Source organism: Cupriavidus sp. 01L45, from assembly GCF_056399885.1.
Genome location: NZ_JBFTSG010000054.1, coordinates 1 through 26,706 on the forward strand (window position 1 = coordinate 1; position 26,706 = coordinate 26,706).

The 26,706-nt window shown below is 63.0% G+C and carries 24 protein-coding genes and 1 rRNA gene; 14 read left to right on the forward strand and 11 right to left on the reverse strand.

What is annotated here, in order from left to right; genetic code table 11:
• Positions 1–88 (forward strand): 5S ribosomal RNA (gene rrf / locus AC1DT6_RS30200); the annotation flags it as partial.
• A gap of 122 nt (positions 89–210) precedes the next feature.
• Positions 211–1,563: an XAC2610-related protein gene (locus AC1DT6_RS30205; RefSeq protein ID WP_477111832.1), complete on the forward strand. Its 1,353-nt coding sequence runs from the start codon at positions 211–213 to the stop codon at positions 1,561–1,563.
• Positions 1,564–1,622: 59 nt separating this feature from the next.
• On the opposite strand, the gene AC1DT6_RS30210 is transcribed toward AC1DT6_RS30205, so the two are convergent.
• The gene (locus tag AC1DT6_RS30210) at positions 1,623–2,537 is read right to left on the reverse strand and encodes an adenylate/guanylate cyclase domain-containing protein (protein ID WP_477103846.1); all 915 of its coding nucleotides are present in this window, start codon (positions 2,535–2,537) and stop codon (positions 1,623–1,625) included.
• A 282-nt stretch (positions 2,538–2,819) separates the two neighbouring features.
• On the opposite strand from AC1DT6_RS30210, the gene AC1DT6_RS30215 reads away from it, so the two are divergent.
• Together AC1DT6_RS30215 and AC1DT6_RS30220 are read left to right on the forward strand one after the other, a co-directional pair.
• Positions 2,820–3,434, forward strand: a complete 615-nt coding sequence (locus AC1DT6_RS30215) for an HD domain-containing protein (protein ID WP_441629629.1) — start codon at positions 2,820–2,822, stop codon at positions 3,432–3,434.
• A gap of 31 nt (positions 3,435–3,465) precedes the next feature.
• The gene (locus tag AC1DT6_RS30220) at positions 3,466–4,587 is read left to right on the forward strand and encodes a patatin-like phospholipase family protein (protein ID WP_441629630.1); all 1,122 of its coding nucleotides are present in this window, start codon (positions 3,466–3,468) and stop codon (positions 4,585–4,587) included.
• A gap of 131 nt (positions 4,588–4,718) precedes the next feature.
• Here the strand turns inward: AC1DT6_RS30220 and AC1DT6_RS30225 are convergent, their stop codons facing one another.
• Entirely contained in the window at positions 4,719–6,188 is a 1,470-nt protein-coding gene (locus tag AC1DT6_RS30225; protein WP_477115170.1) for a coniferyl aldehyde dehydrogenase, read from the reverse strand.
• Positions 6,185–7,093, reverse strand: a complete 909-nt coding sequence (locus tag AC1DT6_RS30230; protein WP_441629632.1) for a sterol desaturase family protein — start codon at positions 7,091–7,093, stop codon at positions 6,185–6,187. Before AC1DT6_RS30230 ends, AC1DT6_RS30225 begins: the two co-directional genes overlap by 4 nt.
• Before the next feature lie 142 nt (positions 7,094–7,235).
• Between AC1DT6_RS30230 and AC1DT6_RS30235 the strand changes: the two genes are divergently transcribed.
• Positions 7,236–8,144, forward strand: a complete 909-nt coding sequence (locus tag AC1DT6_RS30235; protein WP_477111833.1) for a LysR family transcriptional regulator — start codon at positions 7,236–7,238, stop codon at positions 8,142–8,144.
• Between the two features lie 67 nt (positions 8,145–8,211).
• Here the strand turns inward: AC1DT6_RS30235 and AC1DT6_RS30240 are convergent, their stop codons facing one another.
• The 4 genes from AC1DT6_RS30240 to AC1DT6_RS30255 all read right to left on the reverse strand — a co-directional run bounded on the left by AC1DT6_RS30240 (position 8,212) and on the right by AC1DT6_RS30255 (position 11,017).
• The gene (locus tag AC1DT6_RS30240) at positions 8,212–9,297 is read right to left on the reverse strand and encodes a mechanosensitive ion channel family protein (RefSeq protein WP_477111834.1); all 1,086 of its coding nucleotides are present in this window, start codon (positions 9,295–9,297) and stop codon (positions 8,212–8,214) included.
• 12 nt (positions 9,298–9,309) lie between these two features.
• The gene (locus AC1DT6_RS30245) at positions 9,310–9,504 is read right to left on the reverse strand and encodes a hypothetical protein (RefSeq protein WP_441629635.1); all 195 of its coding nucleotides are present in this window, start codon (positions 9,502–9,504) and stop codon (positions 9,310–9,312) included.
• Entirely contained in the window at positions 9,470–9,820 is a 351-nt protein-coding gene (locus AC1DT6_RS30250; RefSeq protein WP_441629636.1) for a hypothetical protein, read from the reverse strand. Before AC1DT6_RS30250 ends, AC1DT6_RS30245 begins: the two co-directional genes overlap by 35 nt.
• A 210-nt stretch (positions 9,821–10,030) precedes the next feature.
• Complete coding sequence (locus AC1DT6_RS30255; RefSeq protein ID WP_441629679.1) at positions 10,031–11,017, reverse strand: hypothetical protein; 987 nt, start codon at positions 11,015–11,017, stop codon at positions 10,031–10,033.
• A 409-nt stretch (positions 11,018–11,426) separates the two neighbouring features.
• Between AC1DT6_RS30255 and AC1DT6_RS30260 the strand changes: the two genes are divergently transcribed.
• From AC1DT6_RS30260 to AC1DT6_RS30270, 3 genes are all read left to right on the forward strand, one after another.
• Positions 11,427–12,755: a DUF3300 domain-containing protein gene (locus AC1DT6_RS30260; protein ID WP_477115171.1), complete on the forward strand. Its 1,329-nt coding sequence runs from the start codon at positions 11,427–11,429 to the stop codon at positions 12,753–12,755.
• 2 nt (positions 12,756–12,757) lie between these two features.
• Positions 12,758–13,612 carry a DUF2950 family protein gene (locus AC1DT6_RS30265; protein ID WP_477103847.1) on the forward strand — a complete coding sequence of 285 codons (855 nt, stop codon included), beginning with the start codon at positions 12,758–12,760 and terminating at the stop codon, positions 13,610–13,612.
• 236 nt (positions 13,613–13,848) lie between these two features.
• Positions 13,849–14,469 (forward strand): TetR/AcrR family transcriptional regulator, encoded by a 621-nt coding sequence (locus AC1DT6_RS30270; protein ID WP_477111836.1) that lies wholly within the window; start codon positions 13,849–13,851, stop codon positions 14,467–14,469.
• A 5-nt stretch (positions 14,470–14,474) separates the two neighbouring features.
• Here AC1DT6_RS30270 and AC1DT6_RS30275 read toward each other — a convergent pair whose 3' ends face one another.
• Positions 14,475–15,161: a TetR/AcrR family transcriptional regulator gene (locus tag AC1DT6_RS30275; protein WP_441629640.1), complete on the reverse strand. Its 687-nt coding sequence runs from the start codon at positions 15,159–15,161 to the stop codon at positions 14,475–14,477.
• A complete protein-coding gene (locus AC1DT6_RS30280; protein WP_441629641.1) occupies positions 15,158–16,195 on the reverse strand; it encodes a 2Fe-2S iron-sulfur cluster-binding protein in 1,038 nt (345 codons plus the stop codon). Before AC1DT6_RS30280 ends, AC1DT6_RS30275 begins: the two co-directional genes overlap by 4 nt.
• Before the next feature lie 168 nt (positions 16,196–16,363).
• Here AC1DT6_RS30280 and AC1DT6_RS30285 point away from each other — a divergent pair, with 168 nt between their 5' ends.
• The gene (locus AC1DT6_RS30285) at positions 16,364–17,449 is read left to right on the forward strand and encodes a ferritin-like domain-containing protein (RefSeq protein WP_441629642.1); all 1,086 of its coding nucleotides are present in this window, start codon (positions 16,364–16,366) and stop codon (positions 17,447–17,449) included.
• A 119-nt stretch (positions 17,450–17,568) separates the two neighbouring features.
• Positions 17,569–18,285, forward strand: coding sequence for a glutathione S-transferase C-terminal domain-containing protein (locus AC1DT6_RS30290; protein ID WP_441629643.1), 717 nt, complete (start codon positions 17,569–17,571; stop codon positions 18,283–18,285).
• A gap of 10 nt (positions 18,286–18,295) precedes the next feature.
• Here the strand turns inward: AC1DT6_RS30290 and AC1DT6_RS30295 are convergent, their stop codons facing one another.
• A complete protein-coding gene (locus AC1DT6_RS30295) occupies positions 18,296–19,375 on the reverse strand; it encodes an HAD family hydrolase (protein WP_477103849.1) in 1,080 nt (359 codons plus the stop codon).
• 383 nt (positions 19,376–19,758) lie between these two features.
• Here AC1DT6_RS30295 and AC1DT6_RS30300 point away from each other — a divergent pair, with 383 nt between their 5' ends.
• Positions 19,759–20,694, forward strand: a complete 936-nt coding sequence (locus AC1DT6_RS30300; RefSeq protein WP_441629680.1) for an NAD(P)H-dependent flavin oxidoreductase — start codon at positions 19,759–19,761, stop codon at positions 20,692–20,694.
• Between the two features lie 15 nt (positions 20,695–20,709).
• On the opposite strand, the gene AC1DT6_RS30305 is transcribed toward AC1DT6_RS30300, so the two are convergent.
• On the reverse strand, positions 20,710–21,603 hold the full coding sequence (locus AC1DT6_RS30305) for a DMT family transporter (RefSeq protein WP_441629645.1): 894 nt from the start codon (positions 21,601–21,603) through the stop codon (positions 20,710–20,712).
• 129 nt (positions 21,604–21,732) lie between these two features.
• On the opposite strand from AC1DT6_RS30305, the gene AC1DT6_RS30310 reads away from it, so the two are divergent.
• From AC1DT6_RS30310 to AC1DT6_RS30320, 3 genes are all read left to right on the forward strand, one after another.
• Positions 21,733–22,527 (forward strand): AraC family transcriptional regulator, encoded by a 795-nt coding sequence (locus tag AC1DT6_RS30310; RefSeq protein ID WP_441629646.1) that lies wholly within the window; start codon positions 21,733–21,735, stop codon positions 22,525–22,527.
• A gap of 188 nt (positions 22,528–22,715) precedes the next feature.
• Positions 22,716–23,819 (forward strand): porin, encoded by a 1,104-nt coding sequence (locus AC1DT6_RS30315; protein ID WP_441629647.1) that lies wholly within the window; start codon positions 22,716–22,718, stop codon positions 23,817–23,819.
• A gap of 1,224 nt (positions 23,820–25,043) precedes the next feature.
• Positions 25,044–26,087: a rod shape-determining protein gene (locus AC1DT6_RS30320; RefSeq protein ID WP_441629648.1), complete on the forward strand. Its 1,044-nt coding sequence runs from the start codon at positions 25,044–25,046 to the stop codon at positions 26,085–26,087.
• Positions 26,088–26,706 lie beyond the last annotated feature (619 nt).

Sequence of the window (26,706 nt, forward strand, 5' to 3'; positions counted from 1 at the left end):
CACCCCTTCCCATCCCGAACAGGACCGTGAAACGACTCCACGCCGATGATAGTGCGGATACCCGTGTGAAAGTAGGTAATCGCCAGGCTCTCCCTTGAAACCCCCCAGTACGAAAGTACTGGGGGGTTTTGCTTTTGCGGCGGCGATTATGATGAACCGCTGGCCTGGACGTTGCGACCAGTCCCCAATCCAACCTGCTTGACGCTTGCTATGAGAATCGCCTGCCTCGTCTTCGTCCTGGCCGCGGCAAAGATGAGTCCCGTCTTTGCCTCCGATTTCCTGGTGCCAGGTATCTATCGACTCGAAGCCGGTTCCAACCTGAGTGCGGCACAAAGGTTGCAAGGAAGGCCCGGCGAAGAGGATGTCGAGCACTTCGAACATGCCATTCCCGCAGCAGCGGATGCGACATATGCCGTGGTTTCGTATGAGTCCGATTCCCATCGAAACAAGCTGATCTTCCTTGTCGATCAGAATTACCGCACCGACATCAATGGTGCCAACAGGCTTTGCGTCGCCTATGCGTTTCCGGCTTGGAACGACTACTCAAAGTCCCAGCCATTTTGCCGAACCAATATCGGCACCGGCGAAGCCATGCTAAGGGGGAGCGATTCAGCATTTACGGTCGCCTGGCAGCCCAGGAGAGCATTCAAGCGCAGCGAGGCAGTTCCGCCCAATCGTCGACCCACCCCAGACGAAGTCGGTGCTTGCGCGCTCGGCGTCTGCGAACCGGCGGCTTACGGCCGGGCAATCCACCACTATGAAACGACATACTATGCCGATCGCTTCAAACTGGTGACGCCGCGCACCTATGGCGACATCCTCTACCTCGAAAAGGCGGTGCCAGTCTTCGCGCAGGCAGATCGTGCGTCGCCAGTTGCCAGCCTGGACGCCGGGAGCTTTGTCGCCGTTCTTGCCAGCAGACGGGATTGGTACGAAGTCGAGCATGTCCATCGGGACGGATCGGCTTTCCATGGCTGGATCGACCGGGATGATTTGTTCGAACTGAAGTGGGTTGAGCAGAAGGCCAGCACAAAGGACTTTCGCTTTCGCGTCGCCTTTCGTCCTGATAATGACGCGCCAGAGGCTGCAGTGCCGGTGGCCATCGAGGTGCTGGACCGAAGAACCGGTCGGCGCCTGCAGGTCCTTCGCGACTTCGATTCAGAGGGACAAACCGCCGACAAGGAATTCCTGCAAGTCGTCGACGCCAATTTCGATGGCCACCCGGACATAAGCATCTTCGGCATGTCGGGTGGCGCAGGTCCAAACAACACCACGCACTTCTTTCTGTTCGATCCGGTTGCGCGGCAATTCGTCCATAACGAGGAGTTGTCCAATTTGCCGCAGATATCCATTGACGCCAGTCGCCATACGGTGATGTCGGCACAGCGTGGTAGTTGCTGCAGTCACTCCGCTCAGACTTTTCGCTATATCGACGGGAAGCTGACACTGGTTGCCGAATGGGACGAGAGCTTGTCGGCAGACGGGAAATGGCTGGTGACGACGTCCGGAGACCTGGAGAACGGCAAGATGCGCTACCGGACCAAACGAAAGAAGGCGCAGTAGAGCTGATCTGCCCCCAAAGCGGCATCACCGACAGGATGCATGCCGTTGGCCTTGCATTCTCATCCACGCCCTTCGACGTACAAAAAGAACTCGACCCGCTCACCCGCATATTCCATCGACTGGCCAAACGTAATCCAGCCATGGCCCCTGAGCGTGACTTCGTCGCGGCGCAGAACGAACTCATCTTCGCCATCGATGGTGACGTGCGTGCCATTCGAGCTGCTGTCGATCAGCACATATCTGCCCGCGCGAGACTCGACCGTGGCCTGGAATCTCGACGCTTGCCGGTCCGAAACGACAATGCTCATGCCACTATCACGGCCGATGGTCACCGGCAGGGATGCGGCGTTCATTTCGAGCAGCGTCTCCCGGTACCTTAGCGTGAGCAGCGCGGAGCGCAGCGAGCGCGGACTTGCGTTGGCCATGACGGTCATGTCGGCGTTCTGCTCCCATATTGCTTCGAACAACTCGACTGGCGGTTCCTTGCCGCGCACCTGGATCGGATACAGGTAGCGCGTCATCTGGCGCAGCCTTGCAGACAGGTGTTCCACCGCATCCTTGCTGGTGATGATCTGGCCGCGTGACGCGAGCTTCGTCAGGCGAGCCGCGAGATTCACGGTGTCACCAAATACGTCGCCCGATTCGTCTGACAAGACCGGTCCATGGTGAAAGCCGATATGGACCGACATGGGAACACTGGCGATGGGAGGAAGTTGAGAAACAGCCACTTGCATGTCGAGTGCCGCCTGCATCGCCTGTTCGGCCGAGGGAAACAGCACCATGACCTCGTCTCCGATCGTCTTGACGACCCGGCCCTGGGATGCGCCGGAGCAGGACTTCATGACAGAGATACAGCGGCCGATGGCACCGAAGGCAACCGTATCGCCGGCCAATTCATATAGCCTTGTGCTGCCACTGACGTCCGCGAACATCACCGAGCCATCGGACGCCTCAGGTTTCGGTTCTCGGTCCATATGCATCTCAATCCGTTCGGTCGATCAGCTGGCCGTCAAAGCGTTTGTCCGCAAATCGCGAGCTTCCACCTTTGGCATTCTAGGCACCGTCACCGGGCTTGCCCAACCTGCATAGACGGGATTTCTCGCAATAGTGCGGCCGCGTACGCTGGTGCCGGCCCGCCACCGCCTAATCGGCCTTAACGGAGCGCATACTCGGGCTGGCCGGAGGGTTCCGGCACGTGACCCGGATGCGACCCGGATGCGACCCGGTTGGTGGCTCCTTGGTGTCAGGGAGGTGAAATGGACGAGATGCAAGCGCGTTTCCTGGCGCTGTGGTCGCGCAGTGGCGGCATCCACGCCGAAGCCGTCCATGCCGACCTGGTGCTGCATTACGCCGAACCGGCGCGCCACTATCACACCCTGCGGCACATCCGCCGCTGCCTGCGCGATCTCGATTGGGCGCGTGGCGCGGTCCCCGATCCCGACGCCGTGGAACTGGCGCTGTGGTGCCATGACGTGATCTTCATTCCCGGCGCCAGGGACAACGAGCAGCGCAGCGCCGAGTGGTTCCTGCGCTGGGCGGGGGATGGCATCCCGGCGGCGGGGCGCATTGCCGACATGATCCTGGCGACCACGCACACCGCAGTGCCGGCCGACCCGGATTGCGCCTTTGCCGTCGATATCGACCTCGCGGTTCTCGGGGGCGGACGCACGCGCTTTCGTCAGGACGGGGCGCGCCTGCGGGCCGAGCGTCCCGATCTCGACGATCTGGTCTATGACGCCCGCGAACGGGCTGTGCTGGATGCGCTGCTGGCCCGTCCCCGCATCTATTACACGGAATTATTCCAGGCCCGCTGCGAAGCCCGCGCCCGTCGCAACCTGACGTGGCGGCTTGGCCGGCCGGCGCCGCATTGAGCCGCAGACGCCATCGATCGAGGAGACCTCCATGTCCCAGCGTGCCAGAGCAACAGTGAGCGGAGCCCGGCGTTCGACCCCGCGAACGGCGCCAGGCCGCCGGGCAACGGAGGAGGGCAGCGGCAACCAGACGCCATCCTCCCCGGTTCGCCGCATCAATATTGCGCTGCAGGGCGGCGGCAGCCACGGGGCGTTCAGTTGGGGCGTGCTCGACCGCCTGCTGGAAGACGGCCGCATCGAGGTCGACGGCATCAGCGGTACCAGCGCCGGCGCGGTCAATGCCACCGTGCTTGCCTACGGCATTGTCAGCGGCGGGCGCGAGGGGGCGCGCCAAATGCTTGAAGCGTTGTGGCGCGGCGTCGCCGAATGCGCGCGAATGAGTCCTCTGCAACCCACCTGGTTCGACCGGATGCTGGGGCTCGACCGGTTGAACCTGTCGCCCGGGTGGCTGCTGTTTGACCATATCACCCGTTTTTTTTCTCCGTACCAGCTCAATCCGTCCAATCTGAACCCGCTGCGCGACATGCTGGTCAAGATGATCGATTTCGATATCTTGCGCAACTGCCGCAGCCCCAGGCTCTTCCTGTGCGCCACCAATGTATTGAGCGGCCGCATGCGGGTGTTCACCAATCACGAGATCGGCATCCAGGCGGTGCTGGCGTCGAGTTGCCTGCCCAGCTTGTTCCAGGCTGTGGAGATCGAAGGGGAGTATTACTGGGACGGCGGCTACATGGGCAACCCGCCCATCTACCCGCTGATCTACGAGACCGACAGCCGCGATGTACTGATCATCCGCATTAATCCGATCCGCATTCCCGATGTGCCGACTACGGCACGCGAAATCCTCGACCGCGTCAATACGCTGAGTTTCAACTCGTCGCTGATGCGGGAAATGCGCGCGATTGAGTTCGTCTCCCGGCTGATCGACGAAGGCGCGCTGGATCCGGCGCAATACCGGCGCATGTTCATCCATAACATCGATGCCGAGACCGAGATGGCCCGGCTTGGGGTATCGAGCAAATTCAACGCTGACTGGCACTTCTTGCGCGAGCTCTACACGCTGGGGCGCGAGCGCGCCGATAGCTGGCTGAAAGCCAACTTCAGCGCGCTGGGAGCGCGGTCGTCGACGGATATTCTTGAGACTTTCCTGTGAGGAAGATGGCGTGCCTGCAGGCGTCCGGAGACCCGTCTGGGAGGCGGTTCGCAGGGACGCCGGCGACCTCGCGTTACGCGGCGGCCAAATCGCTTGCGCGTGGCCGCCGCTCCGGTTTCTCACTGGGTCGCTCAGAACGGCTTCTTCACCGCCGGATCGCCGTGGCCCGCAAACAGCTTCAATGTCAGGCGCTGCGCCAGGTTCCCGTAGGGCGGATAAAACAGCGCGATGGGAAAGAAGCGATGCCGCTTGAATACCGTGCGCGCATGCGACAACTCGCGAAAGCCCTCTTCACCGTGATAATTGCCCATGCCTGACTGGCCCACGCCCCCGAAGGGGGCGTCGTGGTTGACCACATGYCACGCCCAGTCATTGATCGTGACACCGCCCGAATGCGTGCGCGCGAGCAGCTTGCCGCGCTCGGACGCGTCATGGCTGAAGCAATACAAAGCCAGCGGGCGCGCTTGCCGCTGCACCATTTCGATGGCCTGCTCGTGCGTGTCGTAGGGCACCACCGGAAGGACGGGCCCGAAGATCTCTTCGCGCATCAGCGTCATATCCGGTGTGCAGTTCGTCACCACATGCAGCGGCAAGCGGCGTCCGGGGCCGATCTCGCCGCAGGGGATCACCGTCGCGCCCTTGGCGCGCGCATCCTCCAGCATGTCCTTGATGCGCGCAGCGTGGCGGTCGCTGGCCAGCGCCGTGTAATCCGCGTTCCGCGCGGTACGCTTGCCGTAGAGTTCGCCGAAGCTGTGGACCACCGCCTTGACGAATTCGTCCACGCGCTCGCGTGGCACCAGCGCGTAGTCGGGAGCCACGCAGACCTGTCCGCAGTTGATGCCCTTGCCATGCGCGATGCGCCGGGCGGCCTCGCGCACCGGATAGTCGCGCAGGACGATCGCGGGCGACTTGCCGCCCAGCTCCAGCGTGACCGGTGTGAGATTGCGCGCTGCCTGGCCCATGACGATACGGCCCACCGCCGGCGAACCGGTGAAGACGATATGGTTGAATGGCAGGGCGGTGAAGGCGCCTGGGTCCGCGAGTTCGCCGCCGACCAGCGCCACGTGGTCTTCGGCGAAGACCTCGCCCAACATCTGCCTGAGCGTGGCGTTGGTTGCCGGCGTGGTCTCCGGCATCTTGATCATGACGCGGTTGCCCGCTGCCAGCGCCGCCACCAGCGGCCCCAGCGACAGGTAGACCGGGAAATTCCAGGTGGCAATCACGCCGACGACGCCCTTGGGCTGGTAAGTCACGCGCAGGCTGTTGCTGGCAAAAAGCAGTTCCGGCCGGCGGCGGCTTGCACGCATCCAGCGGCGCACATGCGAGATCGCGTGATTGATCTCCAGCGTGGTCGGCAGCACTTCCAGCATCTTTGTTTCCGCGAGGGAACGCTCGCCGAAATCCCGGTCGATCGCCTCGGCGAGCACGTCCTGGTATCGCAGGAGTTGCCTCTTGAGCGCGCGCAGGTGCTGGCGCCGCTGCCCGGCATCGGGGCAGGGGTTTTGCAGGAAGGCGTGGCGTTGTGCCTCGAACACCGACTCCATGCGGGCGCTAACGATGGCTTGCTCAGCCAGTTGCTCTGTCAGCGTGCGGTCGTTCATGCCGACCTCCGCTGTTCCGTGCCTTGCGGGGCCGCATCGGCGTCCGCTTCCGGTTCCACATAAGCGCGCCCCCCGAAGCGCAGCGCCGAATGCTCTCGACGCGACTGGACCAGTGGGTAGAACATCTGGATGTACCAGCGCTCCTGCCCGAACAGCCGGTCGTCCTGCAAGCCAATCCCCGCTGGGTATTTGCGCGTGATGTGCGCCGAGCCGAAGAGGATGTCCCAGAAAAACAGGAGATTGCCGAAGTTGCCCTTGTAATGCCCGATCCCATCGTCGTTGGTGATCGCGTGGTGCGCCCAGTGCGTGGCAGGCGTCGAGATGGTCCGCTCCAGGATCCACATCAGCGGGCGCAATGCGCGGATCCGGTACAAGGGCTCGTCCCAGCGCCATGCGCTGTGCGCCCCAAGGATCACCGTCAGCTTGATGACAAGGTACGCACCATAGACCTTGGCAAAGCCCAGGTAGAGCAGGACACCGGCAATCCACAGCCCCGGCATCATCAGGTAGTAGAAGAAGTTGTTGCGGTACGTCACGCGGATGCTCATGTACTGCGCGGTATGGTGCGCGCGGTGCAAGGGCCACAGCAGCGGCGAATGCGATATGCGGTGCCACCAGTACTGGGTCATGTCGTCGCAAACCAGCAGGATCGCGGCCATGGCCCACCACGGCAGGTTCGCCCACGCCCCTCGCTGCTCCGGCATGAGCCAGGCGCAAAGCTCGCCCGTGACGAGCAGGACCAGGGGCTGCGTGATGGCGATCAGGCTCAGGAACATGGCCAGTTCCAGCCTGGTGTCGTCCTGGGTGGCGTTGACGCTCGTCTGGTAGCGGCGCGTAACAAACTCCATGCCGGCAAAGCCGAGCATGACGACCGCGATCAGCATGTTCTGTAGTTGCATACTCATTGGGGGGTGTCTCCGATCTTGCTCTATGGTCTGAACGGTCCAGGCCTTCTGGCGCCATCAGGTCCGAACGACTTTAGGCTTGCCGGGGTAATGCGTCCAATGCATACTATGCAACGTTCCAATGCGTCAGGAGCAACGCAACATGATGGACCTTCGCCGTCTCAGCCATGTCCTGGCGCTCGCCGATGCACTGCATTTCGCGCGGGCGGCCGAGCGGGTCCACCTCAGCCAGCCGGCCTTCAGCCGCAGCATCCAGGCCATCGAAAGCGATCTCGGCATCCGCCTGTTCGACCGTGACGTGGGCGAGGTCAGGCCGACTCCGGCGGGCGAGTTCGTGATCGAACGGGCGCGCAGGCTGCTGTTCGATGCGCGCTGCCTGCAGCGCGATGTCGATCTTTATCGCGACAGCCGGCTGGGCGATACCGCCTTCGGGGCCGGACCATTCCCGGCCGCCACCCTCATGCCACGGGCGTTGTCCGAATTGCGCCGCCTCTATCCCAGGGTTGCCTTGCGCGTCGAGGAGAGCAACTGGAAGCAGTTGCTGGAACGCTTGCGCGCGGAGGATATCGAGTTCTTTGTCGCGGACGTGCGGGATTTGCCGGAAGATGCGGCTCTGGAGATCCGGCCGGTGGGCGCCCAGCGCGGCGGCTTCTACGTTCGTGCATCGCATCCGCTGGCCTCGCGTCAGTGCACATTGACCGAGGCCTGGCACTACGGTGTCGCGGCCACGAAAGTACCGCGCATCGTGAAGGCCGAACTGGCAAGGGTGCTTGGATTGCCGGCGGGCCAGGAAGCCCCGCTTGCGCTTGAGTGCGACGACTTCACCATCCTCCGGTCCGTGGCCTTGTCCACTGACACCGTCCTGGCCGCGACGCTGACGTCGGTGCAGGCCGATATCGATGCCGGCGCGCTGCTCCCGTTGCATATCCTGGGACTGCCGGCGCTGTACTCCGAGATGGGTGTCGTGAGCCTTCGCAACCGCACGCCGTCGCCCATGGCGCAACATGCCATCGCGTGCATCAGCCGGGTCGCCAGTGAGGTCAACATATAGCCAGCGAGGCGAGGGCGGTGGCACGCACCAGGGGCTCTGTCCGAGCGTGCCGAAAAGGGTGCCGCGACTACGCCGGGCCGCCTTGATCCTGGCCTCGCCATTGCCCGGGTTTGACCACTACCGGCTCCGCTGGCTGGGCCATGAAGTGCAGCGACATGATCTGCACCCCGTTGCGGTTGAATTCGTCCTGGATCTCGGCGTGCAGGGACGACAGCGCCTGCGGGCGTAAAGCGGGATCGTCGATGGCCACCATCAGCTCGTACTCCACGTAATAGTCGGACAGCGCCCGCTGGAGCACGAACGGCGTGGGCACCATGGCGACATGCCGCATGCGCGATGCCGCCGCCAGCAGCATGGCGTGGACCTGCCGCCATGGCGTGTCATAGCCGATGGTGACGGTGGTTGCAACCAGGGCGCCACGGTCCGTGGCATGGCGCGAATAGTTGACGATGGGAGAGGCCACCACGACGGCATTGGGAATGGTGATCTCTTCATTGCGCACGTTGACCAGCTTGACCGATAGCGTATCGAGCGACATCACCGTGCCGGTGTTTTCCCCCAGCGTGACGAAGTCGCCGCGCTTGAGCGCGCGCGAGTAGACCACCACCATGCCGCTCATCAGTTGATTGACGATGCCCGCCGATCCCAGCGTGATCATGAAGCCGAACAGCACGCTCAGGCCCTTGAAGACGTCGCTCTGCGAGCCAGGCAGGTAAGGGTACGCGAAGACGAAGCCCAGTGCCCACACCAGCAGCACCACGACACGGCGCGTGGCGCCCGCGGTTTCGCGATGCATGCCGGTTAGCTCCAGCCTGCCCCGCTGCGCAGCTTCGAAGATGTTGTTCACCATGGCATGCACGGCGCGCGTGATCAGCAGGATCACAATCGCGGTGATGATGCCCGGCAACGCCTGGATGCCGCTCAGCGCAATGCGGGTGAGCAAGCCAAACAGCATCGCACCCAGTCGGGTTCCCATCGGCTGCGACGCAGGGAACTGCTCCAGCACGAAGATCAGCCACAGGTAGAGCAGCAGCATGAAAAGGAAGAGTGCGATCAGCTGAACCAGTTGCCGTGCCAGCTGATAAGCCGATCCCGTCCAGTCGAAGCCACGGGAGGTGCGGCTGAGCAGGTGTGCCTCTATGATCCGCTGCATGGAGGCATAGGCCTAGGCGCGCAGGCGCGCAATCGCCCAGCTCAGCAGCCCAAGAAGCGCGCTGGCCAGCAATGTCAGCGCTACGCCCCGTATCAGCACCGGCCAGCGCATCTGGTCGCGCCGCGCGGTCATGGCCTGTTGCAGGCGCTCGGCGATCTGGCGTACGTCGGCATCAAAGGCCGTGGTATCGCCGCGGCTCGCGGTCATGTTCGACGTACGAAAACACAAGCCGGTTGCCGATGCGAAAGGCCACGCCGTCTTCGCCGTCCAGTCTGTTGGATACCCATTGGACAGGCAGGGCGAGTTCGGCACGTGTCAGGCTGGCGAGGTTGGCCTCGGCACGCTCGCGCCGGGCCTCGGGCGGCACGCCGGCCAGGGTTGCGCGGAACGAGGCGATGGGGCGGTCCAGCAGGGTTACCGTAGGTACCGCCGGTCGTTCAATGGCGCCGGAATCCTGCGGGGCGCTTTGCGCATGGAGCGTCCCGCAGGCCGCGGCGAGGATCACCCAGATCAGGCTGTTCAACAACTTAAACCAATCGCGCATTGCCACGGCAGGCCCTCAATGGATCGCAGCAGGTCCAGATCTCATTCCAGCGCGCAGGCGCGGTCCTGATCCTGATCATTTCCAGTTAGCGTAAGTCCGCGGCCAGCCAAGCGGAATTCACATTTTTCGACGCGCGATATTAGGACTTCAACGCGGGAGAGTCCCGGTCGTCGCCTGACTGCCGCGGCGCTAGAAGCTGGCGGCCAGCCCCAGCGAGACGCCCGATACGTTGTTGCCGAATACGTAGCGCACCACGGCGCGTATGCGCGTCACGAACACTTCATGCGCGCTGGTATCGAGTTCCAGGCCCGTGCCCAGGGTCGTCAGGTTGGTGAATCCGAGGATTTCGGACTGGCTGCCAAGATAGCGCGAGTGCGAAAGTTCCAGTACATAGCGCACGGGCCGGTCCAGGGCGCGCAGCCCCGTGGGCGCGCGCCAGCGCGCGTACAGGTTGGCGGTCTGGGCAGAGGCCGATCCCTGCACGGCTTCCGAACTGCCGCCGAAGCTCTGGAGATGGATATTGGTGTATCGCAACTCGAGGTCGATCTCGTGGGTTTCCCGGTAGTGCTCCCAGTCCAGCATGACCGAGCCGCCTAGCCCGTAGGCGTTCAGGGTGCCGTGGTCCAGGAAGTTGATCTGCCGGTCGGTGATGCGCTCCGTGACAAACTTGGCCACCGAGAGATCGCTGGCTACATAACCCAGGGAGAAGTTGAAGATGGGCCGGAACACCAGTTCCTTGTTCTCCGTCAGGGGGAAATCCCAACCAATCCCGCCGGTGGCGGAGACCGTGTTCCACTTGGCCGGCACGGATCTCGATTCTGTTCCATTGGACGCAACGAACTGGGGATCGTACCGGCTATAGGCGATAGCGCCCTCGAGGTAGATTGGAAATGACTTGCTCATGGTCGCGCCGCCGCCTAGCTGCGACATCACGATGCCGGGGTTGCCGGAGCTGGCGTTGTTGATCGACAACGAACTGGAAGTCAGGTCCGGCACCACGGAATAAGACATTAGCGACAGCACGCCGTTGGCGCGCTTCTGCACGCTGGCGTTCAGGAAACTAAAGTCGGGGGCGCCCTGGGCGCCAGCCAGCGCAGGCGCAAGCATCAACGCGCCAATGGCGATCCGGCTGCGGAAAGCCGCGCCGAGGGGCCAGGATCGGCTACGCCGTTGCATGGCGAAACGCGATTCGAGCGGATAGTGCTTCATCTCAACACCTTCGTTCCAACTCTTGCGCAATGGCCCGGATCGAGACGGCACGGCCAACGCCGATGGCCATGGGGAGCCTGGGCTCGTTCCCCCCCAAGATATAACGTAGACGTCAATGATGACGGTATAACGGCTCAGGTACGTTCAATTTCCTTTTGCGCCTACATGAATTGTTTCGATGCCACTTGCATCCGCGGAATGCTCTGCATTTCTGTCCATCTGTTTTCCTATTTTGTTTAAGGTGGACCAAAGAGATTTTGAATTGCCACGCCTGTTAGCCGTCGCATATTGTGCAGACTGGCCGGGCATCCAGGAAAGCCGCTGGGCGCCAGCGTGTTGATTGAGCCGATGCCTGTCTTTTCGTGGAGAGGCAAAAATGCGTCGCTTGAGAGTGTTGGCCACCTGGTGGCTTGGGCTGCTTCTGCTGATCCCGGCCGGCGCTTCGCTGGCGCAGTCCAAGCTCGATCACGGACAACTGGACCAGCTCATGGCGCCGATTGCCCTTTACCCTGACGCCTTGCTTTCCCAGGTGCTGATGGCGGCGACCTACCCGGAAGACGTGGCGGCGGCAGCGGCATGGTCGAAATCAAACCCCAGCCTCTCCGGGGATGCGGCCACCAAAGCCGTGGCCGGGGAGCCCTGGGATCCCAGCGTGCAATCGCTGGCGGCATTCCCTTCGGTGCTGGACCTGATGGGCAGGCAGCCACAGTGGGTGCAGTCGATCGGCAACGCCTTTCTCGACCAGCCCAATGACGTGATGGATTCCGTGCAGCGCTTGCGTGTGCAAGCGCAAAAGGCGGGCAGCCTGAAGACGACCGAGCAGCAGAAGGTGGTGACGCAGACCACCGGCGGCACCACGGTGGTGCAGATTGAGCCGGCGAATCCGCAGGTGGTGTACGTACCTGCCTATAACCCCACCGTGGTTTATGGCGCATGGCCCTATCCGGCCTATCCACCCGCCTATTACCCCCCGCCTCCCGGCTCAACGTTTGCCTCGGCCATGGTCGCCGGGATCGGGTTTGGTCTTGGCGTTGCGGCGGTAAACTCGATGTGGGGCGGATTCAACTGGAACAACCATGACGTGAATATCAACGTCAATCGCTATAACAACGTCAATGTCAACAACCGGCTCAACGTCAATAGCGCCAATACCAACTGGCAACACAATCCGGCGCACCGCGGCAATGTCCCGTACAACAACCCGAACGTGAGCAGCCGCTACGACCAGCAGCGCCAGGCCGGGCTTTCCAGCCGGCAACAGGGCGCGCAAAGAGCCGCACCCGCGCCGGGCTCCCGGGATGCGGCCCGCGACCGCGCAGCCCAGTCGATGGAGAGCCGTACCGGGCAATCCATCCCCGGCCATGGTGGTGCGGGAGAAAACCGCGCGGCAGCGCGCGGCGCGGCCGGCGAGCARYGCAACCCAGCCGGCGCCGACCGGCAACGGGCCGACCACGCCGATGCACGCAACCGCTCGCGCGATGCCAATCGAGACAGCGCGTTGCGCGATGCGGGCAATGGCGACAAGGTGAGGCAGCAATCGCAGCGCGCGGCCAGGGATAGCGGCGGCGCGCGGCAACAGGCCGCACCCAGGGCCGCGGCCCGCGATCCGGGCCAGCCCAGGGCGGCGGCACCCCAGCGCGGTGGTGGAGGGGGAGGGGGCCACCCTGGCGGTGGTGGTGGATTTGGCGGCCATGGTCGGAGATAAGCATGATACGCAACTTCGTAGGTGCCCGAACCGCGCGTGGGCTGCGCGTCCTGGTGGCCGCGGCAGCGCTCGCGATCGCCGCCCCGGTCTTTGCCCAGCATGCATATCCCACGCCGGAGGCGGCGGCGAATGCCTTGGTCGATGCCATCTCGAGTAGTGACAATGATGCGCTCAAGCAGGTGTTGGGCCCGCAATATCCGTTCTTGATACCGGAGGGTGGCGTGCATCGCGATGACATCTATGCTTTCCTGGCCGCCTGGGCCAGGCAACATCAGATCGAGAAGACCGGCGACAACCGGGCCAGTCTCGTCGTGGGCGAGAGTGGCTGGTCGTTTCCGATTCCCATGGTCAAATCCGGCGATGGCTGGAAGTTTGACCTGCGTGCCGGCCAGCAGGAACTCCGCGCCCGGCGTCTCGGCCGCAACGAGCTGGAAACCATTGCCATGCTTCGCCAACTGGCCGAAGCCCAGCAGCAATACGCCACGGAGGTCGGTAACGGCGCCTATGCCAAGCGCCTGGTAAGCCGGGCCGGTAAGACCGACGGGCTGTATTGGCCAGCGGACTCCGAGGGCGACAAGAGTCCGCTCGGGCCTGATGCCCTGGTGATGGGGGCGGATACGCCCGCCGCGGAAGCGTTCCATGGCTACCATTACCGTATCGTCCCGCCGGGCAAGGGCAGCGACGCAAAGTATGTGTTCCTTGCCTGGCCGGTGGCGTATGGAAAGACTGGCGCGCACACATTCGCGCTCGACAGCAGCGGTACGGTCTATGCGCGGGACCTTGGCGCCGGCACGGCGTCGCGGGCCAAAGCGATGGGGACATTCGTACCGGATGCCGGCTGGGCGAAAGTGGAATAGGACTCGCGCGGGGACCTTGCCGGGATCACGGCACCCGTCATGGGATTCTCAAGAGCCGGGTGGCACATGTCGCATAATGCGGCTCTTTGTCGCTCATCGAGAGTTCCGCCGTCATGCCAACGATCCGCAAGCCCGCGACCCGGCCGCCAGGCCGGGCAAGCACGTCCGCTCGCAAGGGGGCGCCCGCGCGCCGTTCGGCGAAGGCACTCGCGGCAGGCACGGAGCAGCCACCCGCCATGCGCCCCCCGCGCCAGTCGCGCAGCGAGCAAAACCTCGACAAGATGGTCAAGGCCGGCCGTGCGCTTGCCGAGCAGCGCGGCAATCTGGATGAGATTTCGCTGAACGACGTGGTCGGCGCGGCAAACACATCGATTGGTGCCTTCTACGCGCGCTTCAAGGACAAGGAGGCTTTCCTCGCATTCATGCTCGAGGCCGCGCTGGCCGAAGCCGAAGCGATCACCCGGCAATCGATCGCGGAGGATCCGGTCTGGCAAACTGGCCCGGCATCCGCCATCGTCGAGCGCATCGTGCGCATCTACGTCGGCCGGTTCCGGCAGAACCGTGGCCTCTTCAAGGGATTCCTGCGGCATTACTCGGCCACAGGCAGCGGGGACAATCCCATGCGGCAAGCCAACCGGCGCGTGCAGGACTTGCTTGTGCCGTTGCTGGCCAGCCAGCTTGATTCGCCGCGGCCGGCCCATGCCACCTTCGAGGTACGGGTCGCCATTCAATTCCTGGTGGGCACGCTGGCCAATATATTGCTCAACGATCCGGGCCCGTTGCATCTCGAAGGACGCAAGCTGGAAACCCATCTCGTCAGGATGATGAGGCGCTACCTGCTGTTGCCGGAGGGTTAGCGCGCCTATGCGTCGCCGGCCGCAGGCGAGGATAGATAGCAATACAGCATCGCCGTGAGCCGTTGCTCCAGCCGCGGATCGTCCAGGGCCAGGCCGCTGGGCGCATGCAGCACGATGCTGGTCAGCGCGCTGATCACGAGTTGCACCGCGATCCGGGTCTCGCCGTCGGGTCCGGTAAAGCGCCCGGCGGCAACCTGGCTGGCCAGGCGCGGCACCATGGCGTCCAGGATCCGCCGGTTGGCCTCGCGGATAGGTTGCCACAGGGGATTCTGCGCAGGGCTATGCCGCATGTAGGCCGCAAACAGGCCGCGATGCCTGCGGAACAGGCCGACATAGAAACCAACGATACGGCCGCAGATCGCGGCAGCGGGCCCTGCGTTCCAGGTCGGGTCCGTGGCCAGCGAATAGTCCAGCTCGGCTCGCAATTCAGCCAGTGTGTCTTCCAGCACCAGCGCGCAGAAGGTCTCCTTGTCCGGAAACCGGGCATAGAAGGCCCCGATCGAGGTGGAAGCGGCGCGCACGAGATCGGCGAGGGAAAACCCGGTCAGGCTGCCGGCCTCGTTGATCAGCGTCCGGCCGGCCGCCAGCATGGCCTTGAGGGTGGCTTCGCTGCGTTCCTGACGGGGTTGTTTCAGCCCGGCGCGCAACGTGGTCGCCGCAGTGTCCGCCGGGATGGTGGTTTCTGCTGTCATACGTCATAGGTGATTGCGACCGGCCGCTCCTGGCGCGGACGCGCCTGGCAAGTCAGGATCCAGCCGGCAGCAAGCTCGTCGGCGCCGAAGACATCGTTGCGCTCATGAACCACCGCGCCATCGATGCACTTGGCCGCGCACGATCCGCAATAGCCCTCCTCGCAAGCATAGGGCGCATCCACGCCGCAGGCGAGCGCGGCTTGCAGCAGTGACTGGCCGCTGGCGACACGCACGACATGCAGTGCGCCGCCGAGGATTACCTTGGCATCGCAAGCCACCGCGCTGGTTGCCGCCGGCAATGCCGCACGGATCGCCGAGCCAGCCTCAGGCTCCGGCATGGGAGCGTCGAATCGCTCCAGATGCACGCGCCCGCGCGCCATCCCGGCCGCCTCGGCCGCTTCCAGTACGGTCTGCATGAATGGCCCCGGCCCGCACAGATAGAGCTGGCATTGCGCAACGGACGAGAGCAGGGCGGCAATCTTGCCGCGCTCGGGAAAGCCATCGGCATCGTCGCAGTGCATATGCACAGCGAGGCGATCCGGATTGCCCCGCGCCAGGGCGGCAATCTCCGCCGCGAAGATCGTGCTGCGCGTATCTCGGTTGGCGTAGAAGAGCGTCATCCTGCGGCGCGTGGATGCCAGCGCCGACCGGATCATCGAGAGGACCGGCGTAATGCCGCTGCCCGCCGCGCAGAAGACGAGCGGGGCGTCCATGTTCTCGCAGACGAAGCGGCCAGCCGGCGCGCTCACCTCCAGCCGGGTTCCGGCCCGGACATGGCCATGAAACCATCCCGACACGCGGCCATCGGGGATGCGCTTGACCGTGACAACCGGCAGGCCTCCCGCTTCAGGCGAGCTGGAAAGCGAGTAGCTCCGCAGCAGTATTTCCCCATCCACGTTTACCCGGAAGGTGAGGTGCTGCCCGGCACGGTAGGCGAAAGATTGCTGCAGCGCGTCGGGGATCGAAAGCGTGTAGGAGCAAGCATCTTCGGTCTCCCGAGTGACCTGCGCGACAGTCAGATTGTGGAACTGCATCAATGTCTCCCGGCTTCTCCGGACCCTGTGCCGGGTCCTTGAATTAACAAGAAAGAGAATTATGATTCTGTTTATAGCCGGAAGCCAACGCAAATTCAAGACAGGTCCCAACTCCGGCTAAGCAGGCATGGAGACCGGTCGAAACCCATGAGCGCCAAAGGAGATTGCATGTCATCCGTTCATCGTTACACGCTGCCGGTGGTACAGACGGGCTGGTCGATCGGCAGCCAGGTTGCCACCGAGTTCAACTGGGAATACGACAACGAGAATTCCAAACTGCTGCAGCTCTATGAAACCAGCAAGAAGCAGCAATGGAACGCCACCGACCGGATCGACTGGTCGCAGGAACTCGATCCCGAGAACCCGCAGGAACTCGATGACCGGATGATCCCGATCTACGGCACGCCGCTCTGGGAAAAGATGGGCAAGCACGACCGCATCGAAGTGCGCCGCCACCAGCAGGCGCATTCGCTGTCGCAGTTCCTGCATGGCGAGCAGGGCGCCCTGATGGTTTCGGCGCGGATCGTGCAGATGGTCCCGGACATGGATGCCAAGTTCTATGCCGCCACGCAGACCGTGGACGAAGCACGTCACGTGGAGGCCTATTCGCGCCTGCTGCACGAGAAGGTCGGCATCCTCTATCCCATCACGCCGGGACTCAAATCCTTGCTTGAGAGCATCCTGACCGATTCGCGCTGGGACTTCTGCTATCTGGGCATGCAGGTGCTGGTGGAGGGGCTTGCGCTGGCCGCGTTCCAGCGCATTCGCGACTTCTCCAAGAATCCGCTGGCCGCATCGATCAACGCCTACGTGATGCAGGACGAGGCGCGCCACGTTGCATTCGGCCGCACTGCGCTGCGCGGTTTCTATCCGCAGGTGACGGAGGCCGAGCGCAAGGAGCGCGAGGACTTTGTGATCGAGGCTTGCTACATGATGCGCGACCGCTTCGACCAGAAGGAAGTCTGGGGCCGCCTCGGGCTGCCGGAGGAGGAGTGCGCCAAAGCAGTGCGGGAGTCCGAAACCATGCGGCAATTCCGCCAGCGGCTGTTCAGCCGCATCGTCCCCACAGTCAAGGATATCGGCCTGTGGAGCCCGCGCGTGCAAAGTGCATTTGCCGACATGGGCGCTATCGAGTTTGCCAATGTCGACGTGGAAGCGCAGTTCGCGCAGGATCAGAAGATTGCCGAGGAGTTCGACGCGCGTCGCGTTGTCATGGCCTCCATCGGCGCGGTCCAGTCCGAAGCAGAGCATTGAAACGCTGCGGCTAGCCTGGGAGGCGGGCAATCCGCTTCCCGGCGTCCCCCGCGCGGCATGCGGAATCATCAGAGCCTGGCTGGTGTAGAGAGCCCGGGCCATCTGCAGGGGAGGCCGGCATGATCACACTTTTTTCCTATCCGGATCTGTTTGGCCTTGAAGACAACAATCCATACGGCCTGAAGGTATTCGCATTCCTGAAACTGTGCGGCCTGCCTTTCGAGCATCGCCACACCCTGGATGCGAAAGCGGCGCCGCGCGGCCAGCTCCCGTATGTCGACGATGGCGGGCAGTCGATAGGCGACAGCGATGCCATCGTGTCCCATTTAAAGCGCAAGTATCGCTTGCCCATCGACGATGCGCTGACCCCCTTTCAGCGCGACCTGGATCTTCTTGTCCGGCGCGCGCTGGATGATCTCTACTGGGTCATGTCTTACTCGCGGTGGCGCGATCCGCGCTTCTGGACAGCCTTTCGGGACGCGCTCCTCAGGACGCATCCGGAGATCGCGGCGGACGACCTCGAGGCCGCAAGGAAATACAACTTCGATCGATACCACTATCAGGGAATCGGCCGCTTCTCCCCCAAGGAGGTCTACGCCCGTGGCATCGCCGACCTGCAGGTGGTGGCCAACATGACCGGTGATCGGGGTTTTCTTTTCGGTCCTGATCCGAACAGTATCGACGCTGGCGTCTACGGCTTTGTGGCGAACATCGTCTTCTATGACATAGATACGCCTCTCAAGCTATTTGTCTTATCGCAACCGAATCTCGTGCGCCATTGCCATGCTGTACGGGCGGCCATGGACAACCGCGCCGTTTCACGCCAGCCGTTGTAGTTGGGAGAGCCTATCGCGGCGCCGCCGGATACACCTGCTTCCAGTCCCGCTTCATGCTCACGACCGTCCAGCCCTTGGCGACGGCCTCGTCCCAGGCCTTGTCMAGCTTGCCGACCTTCGACTGGCGGTCGTAGGCGAACTCCCGCTCGGCATCGTCGTGATGCACGAGCAACGCCAGGCGGGCGCCGCTGCCGGCCACCACGTACTGCAGCATCTGCAGGTCGCCGTCGGAGTTGCCGAATGCCAGGATCGGCCGGCGGCCGATCCCCCGGTAGATGCCCACCGGCTTGCCGGGGCCGTCGTCGATGAAATCGAGCTTTGGCTGGCGCACCAGGGCAGGTTTGCCATTTTGCAGCTGATACGTCACGACCTGGCTGGAACCGATCACTTGCTCGGGCGGGATTCCATACACCTTCTCGGACCAGGGGCGCATGAACTCGATCGTGCCGCCGGAGACGATGAATGTCTTGAAGCCATTGGCGCGCAGGTAGGCCAATAACTCAAGCTGCGGCTGATAGACAAGATCGGTGAAGAGACGCTGGAACCTGGGATGCTTTGCCGTGACCAGCCAGGCGCGGATGGTCTCGTCGTAGGCCTCCACGGTCATGCCGCTATTTGCGACCGCGATCAGCGCCAGCAGTTCTTTCTGGTGCTTGGCCAGCGCTGCCTGGTCGTTCGCCACCAGCGCCTTGAAGGCCGGGTTGTTCTTCCACTCAGGATGCTTCGGTGCCGCCAACTTGACTTGTTCGATCAGGAACAGGAACTGGAAATACAGCGGCTGCTCGCTCCATAGCGTGCCGTCGTTGTCAAACGTGGCGATCCGTTCGGCCGGCGGCACATAAGTGGGCGAGCCTTCGCGGGTGACGCTGGCCACGAACTTAAGGATGGTCTGCCTGGCCGCGCCGTCCTGCCAGGAGGGCAGCGGGTCCGCGGCGCTTGTCGCGCTTGCTGTGCCGGCCGGCGCAGGGCTTGCCGATCCGGCGGCGGGCGTTCCGGGGCCGGCACATGCGGCAACGGCCAGCACGACCAATACCGCGCCGAGACGGGTCAGGAAGCGTTGCGACGAAGACTGGCGGTCGATAGATTCCATTCAGGGCTCCTCAAGCCTGGGCAGGTGGCAACAGTGTGGTCTGCCCAGCTTGCCACGGAACACTGGCCGCTGATGTGAACATTTTCGGTGCATGATCTGAATGATCTTGCGGCTGGTCAACGGCTCGGGGCATTGCCGGCGCTGGCCGCAGGCGGAGAATTATGGAGACACCATGTCCGGAGTGCATGAATACCTATTCAAAACAATCATTGGACGGTGTATCGGCGTGCCCCTAATCTCTACGGCCAGGTTTCATTCCCGAATGCGGAACGCGCTATCGCGCCACAAGTTTTTCCGGCGTGAAGAGGGCGCAGCGCGTCCGTGCAGTATTACCAGAGTAGAGCGGAGACAAAGCCATGACGATAACGAATCGCGTGACCGAGATGCTGGGCGTCCAGCATCCGATAATCCAGGCCCCAATGGGGTGGATCGCCAGGGCGCAACTGGCGGCGGCGGTCTCCAACGCGGGTGGGATGGGAATCATCGAGACATCATCCGGAGAACTGGATACGATTCGCGGCGAGATTCGCAAGATGCGAGAACTGACCGACAAGCCATTCGGGGTCAACATCGCGCTGACTTATGTGCGAGATCCCGATATCGTACGTTTCGTCGTCGACCAGGGGATCCGGTTCGTGACAACATCGGCTGGCGACCCGACACGCTATTGCGCGGAGCTGAAGGAAGCCGGCCTCACGGTTTTTCATGTGGTGCCAACCCTGGCCGGCGCCCTCAAGGCGGTGGCGGCCGGCGTGGACGGCCTGATTGTGGAGGGCAGCGAGGGCGGTGGGTTCAAGAACCAGCGCGACGTGACCTCCATGGTGTTGCTGCCGCTTGTCTGCTCGAAGGTCGATGTCCCGGTGGTAGCCGCGGGTGGCTTCTGCGACGGCGCCACGATGGCGGCGGCATTCGCGATGGGCGCGGAAGGCATACAGATGGGCACGCGCATGCTGACATCGGCCGAGTCGCCCGTTCATGACAACTGGAAGAATGCCATCGTCGGCGCGCAGGAGACAGATACCGTCTTTCTCAATCGCGGCGGCAAGGGCCCGGCGCTCCGGGCGCTGCGCACGGCGCGCACCTCCCGGATCGAGCTGGAATTGCCGGAGAACATCAAGAGTGAATTCGCCGGCGTTCAGCAGCTCTACTTTGGCGGCGACATGGAGGCGGCAGTGCCGCTGACGGGGCAAGTATGCGGACGAATCGATTCGGTCGTGCCGGTTCAGCAGATCATTGACGAAACGATCCGCGATTTCCGTCACTCCGTAGACCGGCTGACCGCGCGCTACGGCTCGGTGCGGGCAGCAGGGCGCGCCTGAGGGTGCGGCGGTCTCTCACGGCGCCGCAGCTTGCAGCCGCGGCGGCGCCTTCCACAACTCGGCCAGCAGCACGCCCGCAACCGTCAGCGCCCCGCCGAGCGCGTGATACGCCGCCAGCGACTCCCCGATCACCACCGCCGCGATCAGCGCGGTGAGCAAGGGGATCAGGTTGAAGAACATGCTCGCGCGGCTTGGGCCAATGCTGGCGACCGTGTGCATCCACACCAGCGGTGCGACCATCGACGCCATCAATCCGGCGAATCCAACCAGCGGGAGGTTGGCCGCCGAGAGGCCCATCCTGGGCGTGAGCAGGTAGAGCGGCAATAGGGCGACAACGGCTACGACGATTTGCAGGTAGAGCAGTTGCAACGCTGGCACGTCCTTCATATTCCAGCGCTTAAGCAGGATGACGTAGACCGCGTAGGCCAGCATCGCCAGCAGCATCAGTCCGTCCCCCAGGTTGGCGCCGCTGGCCATCAGGCCGCGGAGGTCGCCGGATGAAACCACCACCAGCACGCCGGCGATCGACAGCAGGGATCCCGCCACGGCACCGGCCGTCAGGCGCTGTCCCAGCAGCAGGATCGACAACGCCAGCACCATCATCGGCGTGAGCGAGCCGATGATGCCCATGTGCGTGGCCGTGGTCATGTAGGCCGCGTAATAAGCCAGGCACTGATAGGCCACCATGCCGAGCAGGCCCAGTACCGCGATCCGCCCGCATCGCGGCCGGATCGCCGGCCAGTTGCGCAGCACCGGGCGCAACGCCAGCGGCGTGAAAAGCAGGGCGGCCAGCAGCCAGCGGTAGAAACTGATTTCGGCCGGTGCGATGGCGCCGGCCGCCATCTTGCTGACGACGGTATTACCGGACCAGATCACGACGGCCAGTAGCGGAAACGCGTATTGCCACATGAAGGTTTTCCTTAGTACGAGTGCAGGGCTATCATGCATGCGTCCGCGTTAAGGCATATAGCTGAATTATGACATCCAATCCGGGTTTCCGGACTCTTCTCGCCACAAACCACACGAACCCGACGAACCATGCCCGACAAACGGCGCTACTTGCCAATCCAGGACGTCGAAGGGATGGACGGTCCTTTCTATTTCCGCTACGACGAATTCGGAGCTGACACGCAGGCCGCGGCGCATAGCCATAGCTGGGGCCACCTGAACTACGCGGCGCACGGCACGATGCAGATGGAAACCGACGGGCTGCGGCTGCTTTCGCCGCCGCAGTATGCGGTGTGGATCCCGCCGGCGGTGGTGCATAGCTGCACCTTGCGGCACGCGATCGTCTACCGCTCGATCTACATAGAACCAGGCTTGTGCGCGCAACTGCCGGCCGAAGCCTGCACCGTGCGCATCAGCCCAATCATCAGGAGCGTACTGGCTGACTTCGCCGCGCGCGACATGCATGTACCGCGCACGCCGGCCGACCTGCGGCTCGCGCACGTGGTGGTCGATCAGCTCGCGCAGGCATCGGTGCAGCGTTGCTATCTGCCGGCGGCAGCCACGCCTGCCTTGATTGCCGTGCTTGAAGCGTTGCAGGCGGATCCCGGCGACCACCGCACGCTGGCCGACTGGGCCGCCAGCGTGCACATGACCGAACGGACGCTAGCCCGCCGGTGCCAGCACGAACTCGGCATGTCGTTCGGCGACTGGCGTCAGCGCCTGCGCTTTCTGCGCGCCATCGATGCCTTGGAAACGGGCCGCGGCGTGCAGGAAATCGCCTTCGATCTCGGCTACAGCACCGCCTCGGCCTTTATCGCGATGTTCCAGCGAGAGGCGGGCACCACGCCAGAACAGTACCGACGCGAGTTCTGTGGCATTGCGTGATGCGGGAGGGACTTTGGCATGCGTACCGGCCCGTTCCAAAGAACTGTTCGAAGGTTCGTTAAGCCACCGTTCGCAAGTTTCGTTAGCCGAACGCTGGTACATAATACAAAATCGACGTGAACGGATTGCGTTGGCCTGCAGTCGGGGTAGCCCAAAGTTTCCAATCATCAGCTAACAAGGAAAGAGTTATGAAGATGAAATGGATTGCCACCGTCGCTGCATTGGCCGCTGGTGGTGCGTATGCACAGTCGAGTGTGACGCTGTACGGGATCCTTGACATTGGTCTCGAATATCAAAATAACCAACCCGGGGGCGGCAGCAGCGTGACCCGCCTGACCTCGGGCAACCTGTCGGGCAGCCGTTGGGGCCTGCGTGGTGTGGAGGATCTCGGCGGTGGCCTGAAGGGCATCTTCGTACTGGAAAGCGGCTTTAACCTCGATACAGGCACCTCGGCCCAAAGCGGCCGCCTGTTCGGTCGTAACGCTTACGTCGGCCTGCAAAGCCAGTGGGGCACCCTGACCCTGGGCCGTCAACAGACCCCGCTCTATGACTTCGGCCTGCAATTCGACCCAATGGGGATCTCCACGAACTACTCGATCATCGGCCAGGACGCAGGGTTCACCAGCCGCGCTGACAACTCCGTCAAGTACGCCGGCACCTTCGGTGGCCTGACCGCCAGAGCCCTGTATAGCTTTGGCTCGAACACCGGTGGCGGCTCTTTTGGTGAAGTGCCGGGCAGCCCCAAGATTGGCCAGGAGTACAGCGCTGGCCTGACCTACGCTGTCGGTCCGTTCGCCGTCGGGGGTATATACGACGAAACCAACCTCGGCCTGGCCGCGACTGGTGCCCTGACGGGCGCCAAGATCCGCCGCGCCAGCGTGGCTGGATCGTATGCCTTCGGCCCGGCCAAAATGTACGCTGGTTATCGTTGGGCCATGGCGCTCGACGGTGCCACGCTGCCGGGCAACCTCGGCGCTAACAATGTCTCGAACCTGTACTGGCTGGGCGTGGGCTATCAGTTACTACCTGCACTATCGCTGACCGGCGCAGCCTACTACCAGGACTTCCGCGGCACCAAGGCCGATCCGTGGAGCTTCGTGGCATCGGTTGACTACAACCTGTCCAAGCGCACCGATGCCTACCTGAACCTTGGTTACACCAAGAACAAGGATGGTTCGAACCTGGGCCTGACCGCAGGCGGTTCCGGCGCGATCCAAGGCACCGGCTTCGGCACGGTAAGTGGCTCGGACAATCAGTTTGGCGCGGTCGTCGGTATTCGTCACAAATTCTAATGCGGCATCGGTCGGGGACGTGGCTGCGGATGAGGAGTGGGGATAGCGCCGGGGACCTGGATATACGGGGCAATAATGTACGGGTATGGCGTCGATCCATTGGGAGGCAGTTCCTGGGGTGTCGCAATCGGCTGCGCCCCGACAATGGGCTGATGCAAAAGCGGCCCGGTTTGCAACTCGGTGCCACCGCTCTGTCCGTCGCTGATGCCGCGTTGGGTACTAAGACTCTGCGACCGACTGCTCGTCTGCGGTGCTGCAACTGCCGCGGCCGATACCACCGCCAGTAACACGACGGTCGCCTTGGATCTCGGCAAGTGCATCAGAAGATCTGAAAGCATGAGCGCTCMTGCGGATTGTAGGAATACTGGTACCGGGCCGCGTTGGGGCCTGCGCGCCTGGTGCCCTTCATATAGTTGAAAAAGCGCGAGTACTACCAGGGCGCCTCCAATGCCGCCAACCCCATACGAAATCATCTTAAGTCCGGCAGACACCACACGGCAAGGAGCAGCCATACGGTGCCAACACCTGCACGGGCGGCACGGCGCTGCAACAGGGACGGCTGAATCTCGGTCACAACCAGACGCTGGATACCGGTTCGCTGGCAATGGACGACAACACCACCCTTGGCTTCAGCACTGACAGCCGGACCCGCCGGGTCGCCAGCACTGGCGCGCTGCAGCGCCTGGGTTTGGGGAGCGCCAGATCCGGCCGCTCTGCGTTCGGGCAAGCCAGGAAAATGCGGCCTGAATGGCTGTTGCTCGATCACGTCGCCTCTGGCAAGGATTGCCGTTCCCGAAGTCCGCGCGGTTTGACGCGGGAATCGGAGAGAGTCATACGGTATCATTCGCTTCCGCTGATATTCCTGCCTGCCGCTCAAGCGCGACGCGAGTGGTTCACGTCACTCGCAGGTATCGGGCCACAGTATCTCCGATCAGACTTCGTGAGGCTTTTGTGATTCCGATGCTGCTTTTGCGCAGTTCAATAAGTGGTCTACTCGACGACTCGTGTGATGGCCGATTCCGCCAGCAAGCCAGACACCCCTTGGCGGGCCACCTGAGTTCGATCGCTCTTATCGACTGACAGCGCGCTGGCAATGACACCGAAGCCAGCACCACGTGACGCGTGAAGCCTCCATACCATGCGTCGCTATGAAAATCATGGTTGGCGCCACTTCTTGCGCCCGCCGTTTCGCGTACTTGCGAACTACCAGAAGAAAGATTCCTGATGTTTGGATTTCTCCGCAGCTACTTCTCCAACGATCTCGCGATCGACCTCGGCACGGCCAACACCCTGATCTACATGCGCGACAGGGGCATCGTCCTTGATGAACCCTCCGTAGTCGCAATTCGCCAGCAGGGGGGTATCAATCCCAAGAAAACCATCCAGGCTGTCGGCAAGGATGCCAAGCAGATGCTGGGCAAGGTGCCGGGTAACATCGAGGCCATCCGCCCGATGAAAGACGGCGTGATCGCCGACTTCACCGTCACCGAGCAGATGCTCAAGCAGTTCATCAAGACGGTGCACGACACCAAACTGCTTCGGCCGTCGCCGCGTATCATCATCTCCGTGCCGTGCGGCTCGACCCAGGTCGAGCGGCGCGCAATTCAAGAATCCGCGCAGGCCGCTGGCGCCAGCCAGGTCTACCTGATTGAAGAGCCGATGGCCGCCGCACTCGGCGCCGGCCTTCCAGTGTCGGAGCCGTCCGGCTCGATGGTAGTGGATGTCGGTGGCGGTACGACCGAGGTGGGCGTCGTCTCGCTGGGCGGCATGGTCTACAAGGGCTCGATACGCGTGGGCGGCGACAGATTTGACGAAGCCATCGTCAACTACATCCGCCGCAACTACGGCATGCTGATCGGCGAGCAGACCGCCGAGGCCATCAAGAAGGAAATCGGCTCGGCCTTCCCAGACTCCGAGATCCGCGAGATGGAAGTCAAAGGCCGCAACCTGTCCGAAGGTATCCCGCGTCCATTCACGATATCGTCCAATGAAATCCTGGAAGCGCTAACTGATCCGCTGAATCAGATCGTGTCGGCAGTCAAGATCGCGCTCGAACAGACCCCACCGGAACTCGGCGCCGACATCGCCGAGCGCGGCATGATGCTGACCGGCGGCGGCGCGCTGTTGCGCAACCTCGATCGCCTGCTGGCCGAGGAAACGGGCCTGCCCGTGGTGGTGGCTGAAGACCCGCTGACCTGCGTGGCGCGGGGTGCCGGCCTGGCGCTCGAACGCATGGGCAAGCTGGGCAGCTTCTTCTCTTACGAGTAACGACTAAGCAACGAGGGGCTTGTGGCATTTCCAACCCCGCCCACCCTTGGTACTGTGCGCGGTTTGATGCCGCCCCGGCTCTGAGGGTGTTCTTGGGTTGATCCGGCGTGCGACAAGCCTTTGCCTTTAGGCCGGTGAAGGATGGGCGCGGGCGGCGTAGCCTCCCTTTGGCCGGTTAGTGCGGCATCTGTTGCTGTTCGACGTACAGGCGAATGATTTCGATGAGTACCCCCCGCAGTTCCCGGCGAAGTAGGACGGCGGCCACCGAGCGCGTCCCCCACAAACTCTCGCGGAGGCTGGGGTATTCCTTCGTTCGCAGCAGACAGCCGGAGACGTCTGTAGCGGATGGCCCGTGTGCAAGTAGGTAATCGTCAGGCTCTCCCTTGAAACCCCACTTACGAAAGTACTGGGGGTTTGCCGTTACAGCGGCGATTGCCTTGAAAGTGGTTCATAAATCACTAAAAAACACGCGGGCGAAAAAAACCCGCCAAAGGAGGCGGGTTGAATCCATGTCGAGGAGACAAGGAGGAGACGAGGGTGAGTATAAACCCTAGGTTTCCTGATGGCAATGGCACATCATTACAATTTCCGCAATGCAACATTGTCTTGAGTGCGCTGT